The sequence below is a fragment of the Bacillota bacterium genome (genome assembly GCA_036504675.1).
In the GTDB taxonomy this organism is placed as follows: Bacteria; Bacillota; Sulfobacillia; order JAJYWN01; family JAJZPE01; genus DASXUT01.
In genome coordinates this window covers 1-9,843 of sequence record DASXUT010000011.1, presented here as the reverse complement: position 1 = coordinate 9,843, position 9,843 = coordinate 1, and the positions used below count along the sequence as shown (strand labels likewise).

Genomic DNA, 9,843 nt, shown 5'->3' with positions numbered 1-9,843 from the left:
TTCATTTTATCAGCAGCTAGACGTAAGTTCAAGAGGCGTCTAGAGACGACGCGAAAAGCCGCTCCGGGCGCGACTTGATGGGCCTCCGCCGCTAGGCGGAGGCCCATCAAGTCAATGGTGGTTTGACATTCAAGACCCAAGACTCGACGCTCCACTCTCGCCGGCCGACTATCAGACGACGCGCGGCTAGTCGCGGGTCAACTCGTCGACCGCCCGGTACCACGGCATCCTCGTGCCGATTTTGGCCCGCATCTGCCACTTGAAGGACTTAGGCACGTCGTCGAGTCGCTTGCGGATGGCGGCCGTCTTGGCCAGGACGTCGTTGCGGTCCTCATCGCTGACGGGCAGGTCGCCCTTGCGGGCGAACTCGTCGATCTTATCGAGGTTGAGGTGGATCGTCTTCCAGAAGCCCCAATCGTCGGCGCAGATCTTGGCGATGAGGCCGACGTTGACGGTCTCCTTGTCGCCGTCACCCAACTGGTGTTCACGCAGGAGGACGAAGCTGTCGACCGCGTCCTTCGGTTCGAAGCCCACGATCTGAAGTTTCTCGAGGAGGAGTTCGGCCAGGGGGATTGACGGGTAGTCGGCATCGTAGCGACCCTTGAACCAAACATCGTGGCAGAAGTGTAAGCGATCGACGAAGACATCGCAATGGGCTCCGTTCGGATGATCGAAGATCAGCCGCTCGTTGCCGTGGATGAGCCGAACCCGCTCGTTCTCCACGAACCCCTGGCTTTGGAACAGCTTGATGATCTTGTCCACGTCCTTGACCCCGCAGGCCAGGTCGACGTCGGTCAGCCAGCGGCCGACCGCGTACTCGAGGTGCTTGTGGGTCGGGCAGTGGACCCGGAAGGCGATGGCCCCCAGGAGCCGCAGGGACAGGTCCTGGGCCTTCGCCGCCTCGACCAGTTGCATCCCTAGCTGTACGAGCATCTGTTCCTGGGCGATGGCTTCCTCGTTACTCAACTCTCACCCCTCCACGCGCCAGAACTGTACGATGCCTTCCTTGGACGTCTCGACGATTGCTCCGCGAAGGACGTCTTCGCCGTATTCGGACCCCGGGTTGATCACCGGGATGCCGTCGACGTGGTCCTGGGCGGCCGACTCGTGGATGTGTCCGTGGAGGCCGATCAACGGCCTGTACTTCTTGATTGCGTCGCGGACCGCGGTGCTTCCGACATGGATCATCTCGACGCCGCCGGCGCCCATCACCGGAGTCAGGTCCGGCTTGAGCTTGGGAGCCAGGTCCAGCTCGGTTCCGTTGGGTGGCGCGTGGAAGTTGAAGATGGACCGGCCCGGATTGTCCAGTTTGGCCACCTGAGCCTCAATGAGCTTGGCCATTCCCTCTTCGTCGGCTTCGCGGGGGGTGTCCCAGGGGGTCGGGTTGACGTGGGCCAAGCTGGCCACCTGGAACCCGGCGATGTCGATCGGGCCGTCGAGGGCCCACTGCACGCCGGCCTCGCCGTAGCTCTTGATGACGTCGTCGACGGCCGGGTCGTCGTCGTTGCCGGGCATCACGACAACCTGGGTCTTCTTCAGGTCGATCTTCTGGACGAGGAGGTCCATCCACTCCTTCATCCGGGCGACGATCTTCTCCCGCATCACCACGTCCAGGAGCTTGGGGTCGCTCTTGTACTGCTCGACCTGCTCGGGCGTGCAGCGGAGGGGGTAGAGCCCGGTCATGGCGATCTGCTTTTCCGCGTTGACGACGTCCTTCTCATTCCGGAAGAGCTGCCTCCGACCATAGTAGGTGGAGACGAAGCCCTGCTTCTCCTCGACCAGAGGAACGACGCCCTTGCCGGTAAGGTCGCCGCACAACATGATTACATCGGCCTTGAAAGCCTGAGGGACTCGCAGCCATTTGCTCCATACGCCGACGGCGCCATGGACGTCTACTGCGAAGAAGATCCTGGCTATGTTGGCTCCCTCCCAAGGTGTGTTTGGCTGCCACGGACCGGACGAGGGGTGGCCGCCCAGGAGACGGCGGCCACCCCTTCACGCCGGGCCCTAGTCGGATCTCACTCGGGCGGGATCTCGCCGTAGATGGCGTTCAGGTCGATGCCATCCCTGGCGTTCTTCGCCTGGGCGTAGACATAGACCATCGTCAGGACGAAGATGGTCGCGCAGAAGGCCACCTGGGCCGCGGTGCTCATGCCGGTGACGGCGAAGGCCACGAGGAACCAGCCGATGCCGACGCTGAGGCCGCCGAGCCAGGTGAGGACGGGGATGCCGAGGAAGTCACCCTTGACCGGGGACAGGGCGTAGATGGCCGGGCGCTTGTAGGGGAGCATCACCGCGCTGAGCCCGAAGGCCCAGAAGGTGAAGTAGCTGGCCACATCGGCCATCCCCAGGAGGACGCTGATGCCGGCCAGGTTGAGGAAGACGGTCAGGAAGGCGATGATGCTCTGGACGTGGGTGGCCAGGGCCGGGACGCCGCGCTTGTTGACGGTGGCGAAGCCGGCCGGGATCTGGCGGTCGAAGCTCATGGCGAAGAGGATCCGAGCGCCGGCCACCAGGGACGGCAGAGCGGTGTTATAGAACCATAGGGTGACCAGGACCATGGCCGCCACGGCCAGCCACGGGTTGGGCAGCAGGGAGCCGAGGAGGAGCGGGACCGACGGCCGCATCACCGGCATGATCGCGCCGAGGACATCGGGGAATTTGTCATAGAGGAAGGAGTAGGCGGGGATGAAGGCGCCGATGTTGAAGGGCCGCCAAACCGCCCAGGAAACGACCATATACATGACCATGGTCAGCAGGAAACCGCCGATGATCCCGGTGAACATGCTCTTCTGCGGGCTCTTGACCTCGCCGGACATGGCGGCGATGTACTCGAAGGCCGAGTAAGCCCAGAAGACCACGAGCAGGAGGGCGATGGTCGACGACCAGGAGAAGGCCGGGGCGGTCCAGCCGTTGGCCGTGGCCGCGGCGATGACCTTCTGATAGACGCCCGAGCCCCAGATCCGGTCGAAGCCCGGCTGCCCGTTGGAGTAGAGGATGCCGGGGATGACCAGCATGACCGTGCCGATGACGGCCAGCCAGAAAGACCAACGCATGAGGTTCTTAACCAATCTCAGGCTGACCAGGGCGGCCCACCAGAAGAGGAGGACCACCGCCAGAGAGATGATGGTGTGGCCGAGGTTCGCGTTGACCCACTCGCCCACGTTGATCAGGCCGTCGATCTTGGCCACATGGCCGGCCAGGGCCAGGGCCGAACCGAGGACCCCGGTGCCGACCCAGCACATGATGCCGACGGTCATGCCCATGCTGACGGCATAGATGACGTTGGTGACGTAGGCGACAGACGGGTCGATGAGGCGGCTGATGGTCACGTACATGCCGCCCGAACGGGGCATGATCCGCATCATCGTGGCCAGCGTGTAGACCAGAGGAAACAGGATAATACCACCGATAAGGAAGGTCAGGATCGGGTTGGCTCCCGGGTAGGAATTGGCGTTCGAGACCTGGTAGTAAAGTAAGCCGCTGGCGGTCGGGCTCGCGATGCACCAGATGACGACGTCGGTTACACTCAATTCGCGGACGAGCCCGGAAGCTTTGCGCATGAAGACCAAGCGTTCCTGGGGCATGGTGACACCTCCCTCAGAGTGTAGCCGGGGATGCAGCAGCGTCGTCCAGTTCGGCGAGGCAGGGCTACGATTGGAGCGGCGTTACTGCTTTCCAGCTGAACCAAGGACCGAGGACACTCTGGGTCCCCTTGATGCCTGCGCACCACCCCCGTTCGGTCGGTTGAGCGGGCCGCCTGAATCGCACCCACGCGGTTCCGCGGCAGACAGTGGTGACAATTCGCCCTTCAGGGATAAATTCCTCTTACCAGAAGGTTCCCCCAAGGTCAATTACGGGACAATCCGTCCCTACCTGGACAGGCCTTTTACTGCCGGAGAATCGGCTTCGTCATGCAGGTCGGGCCGCCGCCCATCTTGATCGAGACCTCTCGCCCCGGGTATTCGAAGACCACCGCCCCCTTGGCCTCCAAGGCCCGGCGAGTCTTCGGGTTGCCCTCCATGATGACGCAGCGCCGCGGGGCCACGGCGAGGACATTGGGGCCGAGAGTCGGAAACTCGTCATCGGGGACCTCGATAAGACCTATGTCGAAGTCGCGAAGGATTTCCATCGTTTCAACGGCCATCAACCTGGAATAGACGACGGCCAGGTCGTCGTCGACCGGGCTGATCACCGACATCAGGTGCATTACCTCCCCGGGCCCAGTCCAGTGGACGACCGGCGCGGTCAGGACGGTAACCCCGATGGGCTCTAGGAACTGGCGCAGTTGGTTGATGCCCTGGCGATTCGTCCGGTAGGAGCGCCCGACGAGGAGGTGGTCGTGGTCGAGCCACAGGGTGTCGCCGCCGTCGGCGGTGGCCGGCGGGGTCATCCGCCCGAGAATCGGCACCCCGGCGCCCGCCAGCGCCCGCTCGATGATGGCTCCCTCTTCTCTTCTTACCGGCTTGCCCGAGTTGAGGATGATCGCTCCGTGGTCGGTGACGATGGCGATGTCGTAAGTGAAGATGGAGTCGTACAGAGCCGGGTGGGGTTCATCGGCGTAGACCAGCTCGGCGCCGGCGGCCCTGAGGATTTCGGTGAACCTGTCGTGCTCTTCGGCGGCCCGCTCGAGCTCCGGTGGTGAAGCGTAGCCCCAAACCCTCCAGTCGGCCTCCGTGGCCACGGCCTCCGGCGACCACGCCGGCCGCCTGACCAGCACTCGCCGAAGTGGCGCGACCATTGATTGGGCGCCGAATTCCCGTCCGTTCCCGCCGGCCAATTCGCTCACCTCCGAAGGTTGTCTCCCTCTTCGCTGGGAAAAGAAAAACCCCTTCCTGGATGGAAGAGGTTTCCCGCGAAGACGCACCATCTTGGCCTTGATAAAAGCCTGTGCCGGAGGCGGGGGTCGAACCCGCATGGGCCATGGGCCCGAGGGATTTTAAGTCCCTTGCGTCTGCCAGTTCCGCCACTCCGGCCGGTTCGCCAGATGTTCCGAGGCTGATATAAATCGAGCCGGGCTGCCGGCCCGGCCCCACTTGCATTGAGGCGACACCCGGATTCGAACCGGGGATAAAGGTTTTGCAGACCTCCGCCTTGCCACTTGGCTATGTCGCCGTCTTCGCCAGTTCATGATAACATATCCGCAAAGCTCGTTCAAGCTAACGTGGGCGGCGAATCGGCGGGCGTTCCGCTTGGCGAAACCAGCCCTCGGTGCTATAATTGACTCACCGTCGGACCATCGTTGACCTGCGGCTTCGGTCGCGTCAAAGGCGTTCGGGCAAATTGACAATGGGCCGCAAAGCCATTATACTATTAGAGCATGAGGCGAGCAAGACAACGGGTGAAGCCGGGCGAATAGCTCAGTTGGTAGAGCGCTTGCCTTACACGCAAGAAGTCACAGGTTCGAGCCCTGTTTCGCCCACCGGTCTTTCCTCCCAGTTTGGATGACCTTGTAAGTTTAATAGCCGACACGGAGACGTGGTGTAGCTGGTCTAACATATGTGCCTGTCACGCACAAGATCGCGGGTTCGAATCCCGTCGTCTCCGCACATCAAGGCGCGGTAGCTCAGTTGGTAGAGCAGTGGACTGAAAATCCATGTGTCGCCAGTTCGACTCTGGCCTGCGCCACACGCGCGGAAGTGGCTCAGTGGTAGAGCATCGCCTTGCCAAGGCGAGGGTCGCGGGTTCAAATCCCGTCTTCCGCTCAGGACGGCAGAGGAATCTGCCGTCGTTTTATTTTGTCCGGTCGGGTCCGGTGCTCGGCGCGCGGGAAGGCCCGGGACTCGAGGTCCCGGGCCTCTTGTTACCCGTTTCTCACCCGCTTCTTACCCGTTCAACTTGGCCTGCAATTCGGCGATGAGCGTCTGCAGTGAGTTGATGATGAACTGGGCCCGCTCGGCCTGCAGCTGGAGAATGGGCTGCCGCATCTTCATGGCGGTGATCCGCTGCTCGGCCCAGTACTTGGCCCGCTCGTCCTTGATCTCCCCAAGCTTGGCTTCGGCGTCGGCGATCCGCTGCACCAGGTCCGCCTGGGACTGGAGGATCTTCTGGTAGCCTTCCTCGGCCTTGGCCAGGTTCTCTTCCAGCCTGGCGAGGCGCTGTTGGAGCCGGGCAGAGTCGTCCCGTTTGAACCCGATGGCCTCAGCGATCTTGTCCTGGACGGCCTGCCAATCGGCCCCGACTTTCTCGGCGATCTCCTGGGGGGTCCGTCCCTCGCGGCTCAGACCGATCATCTGGTCGACCGGCTGGCCGGCAACACCGGCGATGGCCGCCAGGGTGACCGCGGCGCGGGGGGCGAGGCCGGCCGCCTGGAACTTGTCGACGTCCCCGCCGGCCCCCAGCTTCTCGAGGATGGCCACGACGACCTCACCGTACTGCTGCTCGGCCGGCGCCGCCGGGGCACTCTGGGCGGCCGCCATCACCGGGACCGTGCACGACACCAGGAGCACCGCGGCGACCAGGATCATGAGCGACTTCCTGATTCCCTTCATCTTTCTCAACCTCCCTGTTTTTGCTCGGACGGCCGTCCTCCGGCCCGTCCTTCCACCCCGATTATCGCCCCTCGTCGTTACCAACATTTTTCCAGGTTGTTGCCAAATCGTTAATTCTCCGAGCCGTTCGTTGACACCGGACCGCCCCGGAAATATACTGATGCCGGGTATTGTTAAGGACCTTAAGTAATCCTCGATGAGGTGCGCTGAATGGAATTCGACCGCCGGGCCACCCTCGATCGATTCGAACAGACCCTGGTCTATCTGGCCAGGCAGGTTGGTGTCCGGCAGGCGAAGGCCCCGGCCGAGGGGCTATCCGTTTCCCAGCTGATCATCATCGGCTGGTTGGCCGCCGGCGGCCGGCGCCGGATCTCCGAGATCGCCTCCCGGCTCGGGGTCAGTCTCAGCGCGGCCACCGGGCTGGCCGACCGATTGGTCAAGGCCGGGCTGGCGGTCCGCGAGCGTAGTCAGGAGGATCGGCGCGTCGTCTGGGTCGAGATCACCGAGAGCGGTCGGAAGCTGCTCGAGTATACCCGCGATGGCCGCCGCCGTCACCTCGACCATGCCTTCTCGGTCGTCAACGACGAGGAACTATGGACAGTCACCCGGGTGATGGACAAGATCGCCGACCACCTTCGAAGGGAGCCGACCGAATGACCGGTCCCGCCGAACCCGCGGCCTACGATTCAACTATCACCAAACAACGTTACCGGACGGCCTTGGTCGTCATCGGCTTGATGTGCGGGATGCTCCTCGGGGCCATCGACCAGACCGTAGTGGCCACGGCCATGCCGACGGTCGTCGGCTACCTTGGCGGCTTCTCCCTCATCACCTGGGTGACCACGGCCTACATGCTGACTTCCACGGCCACCCTCCCCATCTTCGGCAAGCTCTCGGATCTTTACGGGCGGCGGCTCTTTTACCTTGTCGGCCTTGGGCTCTTCATGGTCGGATCGGCCCTCTGCGGGGCGGCCAAGACCATGCCGCAACTCGTCCTCTTCCGCGGATTGCAGGGGATTGGGGGCGGGGCGATGGTGCCCGTCGCCCAGACCATCATCGGTGACATCTTCCCGGGTGCTCAGCGGGCCAGGATGCAGGGAGTCTTCACGGCCCTCTTCGGCGTGGCCTCAATCCTCGGCCCCCAGGTCGGCGGCTGGATCGTCGACTTCTGGGACTGGCGCTGGGTCTTCTACATCAACATCCCCGTCGGACTGACGGCGGCCATCCTCATCGGCCTCTTCCTGCGGGAGTACAAGGAACAGGGCACCCGGAACATCGATTACCTCGGGTCCGCGGCGGTCGTCGGGGCCGCCGTCTTCCTCCTGCTCGGCTTGGTCCAGGGGGGCAAGGACTACCCCTGGATGTCGGCCCCGATCATCGGGCGCTTCGCCGCTGCGGCGGGCTTCATCATTCTCTTCATCTTTGCCGAATCCGTCGCCAAGGAACCGATCCTGCCGCTCGACCTATTCAAGGACCGCGTCTTCGCCGTCTGCAACTTCGTCGGGTTCTTCATGGGCCTGGCCCTCTTCGGGGCGGTGGTCTTCGTCCCCCTCTTCATGCAAGGGGTCGTCGGCATCTCCGCCTCCGACGCCGGAATGGTGATGACCCCGATGATGTTCACGGTGGTCCTCTCCAGCCTCCTCGGGGGCTGGCTGGTCAGCCGGGTCGGCTACCGGACGCAGACCGTGCTCGGCATGGGCGTCCTGGCCGCCGGCTTCTACCTGATGAGCTTGTTGACCCCGGACAACAGCTGGCAGCAGGCCCTGGGCGCGGCCCTGGTGGCCGGGATCGGCCTCGGGCTGGTCATGCCCATCATCGTCCTGGCCGTCCAGGGCTCCTTCCCCAAGGAGCGCCGCGGGGTGGTCACCTCGTCGACGGCCTTCTTCCGATCGATCGGCGGGACGATGGGGGTGGCCATCCTCGGGGTGATCATGAACAACCGGTCGGCCGGGCTGATCCGCGACCGGCTGGCGGCGATGGCCGGTTCGGCTCCCCCGGAAATGACCTCGGTGTTGAACCAACTGCGGTCGATGACTGACATAGACCCGCAATCCCCCTTTGCCATCCTGGTCAACAAAGGGGCCCAGAACACAATACCGGCGCAATTCCTCGCGCCGGTAACCAGGATGCTGAAGGATGTCCTGTCGCAGTCTATTCGCACGGTCTTTCTGGTCGCCATGGGAGTCATCATCGCCGGGGCGGTCACCGCTCTGTTCATGGGTCACGCCCGGCTGGACGTCGACGGTGAGCCTTCGGAGCGGGTGATCACCGGGCCGGCCGATTGGGCCGAGTGACGCAGCCGCCCGACCTCTCGGCCGGCGGCACCCGTGGCACCCGGCGGCGCCGCTCAGACCCCTTTTTCTTCCCCACCGAGGACCCTGAGGGCAAAGGAGAACTCACTTCCTTTGCCCTCTTCGCTTTCCACCCAGACCTCCCCGCCGTGGTCCTCGACGATGTGCTTGACGATGGCCAGGCCCAGCCCGGTGCCGCCGGCCCGGCGCCCGGCCGCCGTCTTGGCCTTGTAAAAGCGCTCGAAGATGTGCGGCAGGTCGGCGGCCGGGATACCGGCGCCGGTATCGGCTACGCTGAAGATGACCCGCTTCTCACCGGCTTCGACGGTGGCCGCCAGGGTCACCCGGCCGGGGGTCGGAGTGAAGCGGATGGCGTTGGCGATGAGGTTGAAGAAGACTTGCTCGATGCGGTCGGAATCGGCCACGGCCAAAGGATAGTCCCGGTTCTCGACGGTCACGTCGAGGATCAGCCCGGCCGACTCCAGACGCGGCCTGATCTTGTCCGCCGCCCGGTCGACCAACCGGATCGGGTCGAGCCCCTCGAAGCGGTAGTCCATCTTCCCCGCCTCCAGTTTCGAGAACTGGAAGAGGTCCTCGATGAGGCGGGACAGCCGGTCGATCTCCTCGGTCATCACCCCGAGGTAGCGTTCCTCTTCTGACCGGCCGCGGACGACCCCGTCGCGAATGGCCTCGACGAATCCCCGGATGGTCGTCACCGGTGTCCTGAGTTCGTGCGAGATGTTGGAGATGAAGTCCCGGCGGGCGCTCTCGGCCGCCTTCAGACGGGTGATGTCGTGGAGGACGGCGACCTTCCCGGTGGTCCCATCGGCCAGGACGAAGGGCTCCATATGGAGGCTGTACCAGACTTCGCCGCCGCGGACGGCAATCTCCTCGCTGGACTCGACCGGGGTGGCCATCCCGCGCGTGACCGCCTCGCTGAGTTCCGCGGGCTGCAGGCAGTCGCCGCACGGCCGGCCGATGAGCGCCTCGACCGGCCGGCCGACGAAGGACGCGGCCGCCGGGTTGGCCAGGACGATCCGGCCCTCCCGGTCGAGGGCCAT

At 64.2% G+C, this 9,843-nt stretch carries 8 protein-coding genes and 6 tRNA genes; 6 read left to right on the top strand and 8 right to left on the bottom strand.

Going from position 1 to position 9,843, the window contains the following annotated elements; genetic code table 11:
* Positions 1-186: 186 nt before the first annotated feature.
* The 6 genes from VGL40_00630 to VGL40_00605 all read right to left on the bottom strand — a co-directional run bounded on the left by VGL40_00630 (position 187) and on the right by VGL40_00605 (position 5,115).
* Entirely contained in the window at positions 187-966 is a 780-nt protein-coding gene (locus tag VGL40_00630) for a hypothetical protein (protein HEY3313773.1), read from the bottom strand.
* A 3-nt stretch (positions 967-969) separates the two neighbouring features.
* Positions 970-1,821 carry a phosphoesterase gene (locus tag VGL40_00625; protein ID HEY3313772.1) on the bottom strand — a complete coding sequence of 284 codons (852 nt, stop codon included), beginning with the start codon at positions 1,819-1,821 and terminating at the stop codon, positions 970-972.
* A gap of 197 nt (positions 1,822-2,018) precedes the next feature.
* Positions 2,019-3,587, bottom strand: a complete 1,569-nt coding sequence (locus VGL40_00620; protein ID HEY3313771.1) for an APC family permease — start codon at positions 3,585-3,587, stop codon at positions 2,019-2,021.
* A gap of 302 nt (positions 3,588-3,889) precedes the next feature.
* The gene (locus tag VGL40_00615; GenBank protein ID HEY3313770.1) at positions 3,890-4,789 is read right to left on the bottom strand and encodes an arginine deiminase family protein; all 900 of its coding nucleotides are present in this window, start codon (positions 4,787-4,789) and stop codon (positions 3,890-3,892) included.
* A gap of 102 nt (positions 4,790-4,891) precedes the next feature.
* A tRNA-Leu gene (locus VGL40_00610) sits at positions 4,892-4,976 on the bottom strand.
* A 68-nt stretch (positions 4,977-5,044) separates the two neighbouring features.
* A tRNA-Cys gene (locus VGL40_00605) sits at positions 5,045-5,115 on the bottom strand.
* Positions 5,116-5,349: 234 nt separating this feature from the next.
* Here VGL40_00605 and VGL40_00600 point away from each other — a divergent pair.
* The 4 genes from VGL40_00600 to VGL40_00585 all read left to right on the top strand — a co-directional run bounded on the left by VGL40_00600 (position 5,350) and on the right by VGL40_00585 (position 5,705).
* Positions 5,350-5,422, top strand: a tRNA-Val gene (locus tag VGL40_00600).
* Between the two features lie 50 nt (positions 5,423-5,472).
* Positions 5,473-5,547, top strand: a tRNA-Asp gene (locus tag VGL40_00595).
* Between the two features lie 8 nt (positions 5,548-5,555).
* Positions 5,556-5,628 (top strand) — tRNA-Phe (locus tag VGL40_00590).
* A gap of 5 nt (positions 5,629-5,633) precedes the next feature.
* A tRNA-Gly gene (locus tag VGL40_00585) sits at positions 5,634-5,705 on the top strand.
* A gap of 120 nt (positions 5,706-5,825) precedes the next feature.
* Here the strand turns inward: VGL40_00585 and VGL40_00580 are convergent.
* Positions 5,826-6,491, bottom strand: coding sequence for a hypothetical protein (locus VGL40_00580; protein HEY3313769.1), 666 nt, complete (start codon positions 6,489-6,491; stop codon positions 5,826-5,828).
* 210 nt (positions 6,492-6,701) lie between these two features.
* Between VGL40_00580 and VGL40_00575 the strand changes: the two genes are divergently transcribed.
* Together VGL40_00575 and VGL40_00570 are read left to right on the top strand one after the other, a co-directional pair.
* Complete coding sequence (locus VGL40_00575) at positions 6,702-7,148, top strand: MarR family transcriptional regulator (GenBank protein HEY3313768.1); 447 nt, start codon at positions 6,702-6,704, stop codon at positions 7,146-7,148.
* Positions 7,145-8,785, top strand: coding sequence for an MDR family MFS transporter (locus VGL40_00570; GenBank protein ID HEY3313767.1), 1,641 nt, complete (start codon positions 7,145-7,147; stop codon positions 8,783-8,785). Before VGL40_00575 ends, VGL40_00570 begins: the two co-directional genes overlap by 4 nt.
* A gap of 53 nt (positions 8,786-8,838) precedes the next feature.
* Here the strand turns inward: VGL40_00570 and VGL40_00565 are convergent.
* Positions 8,839-9,843, bottom strand: a 1,005-nt coding sequence (locus tag VGL40_00565; protein HEY3313766.1) for an ATP-binding protein, incomplete at its 5' end; no start/stop codon positions are given.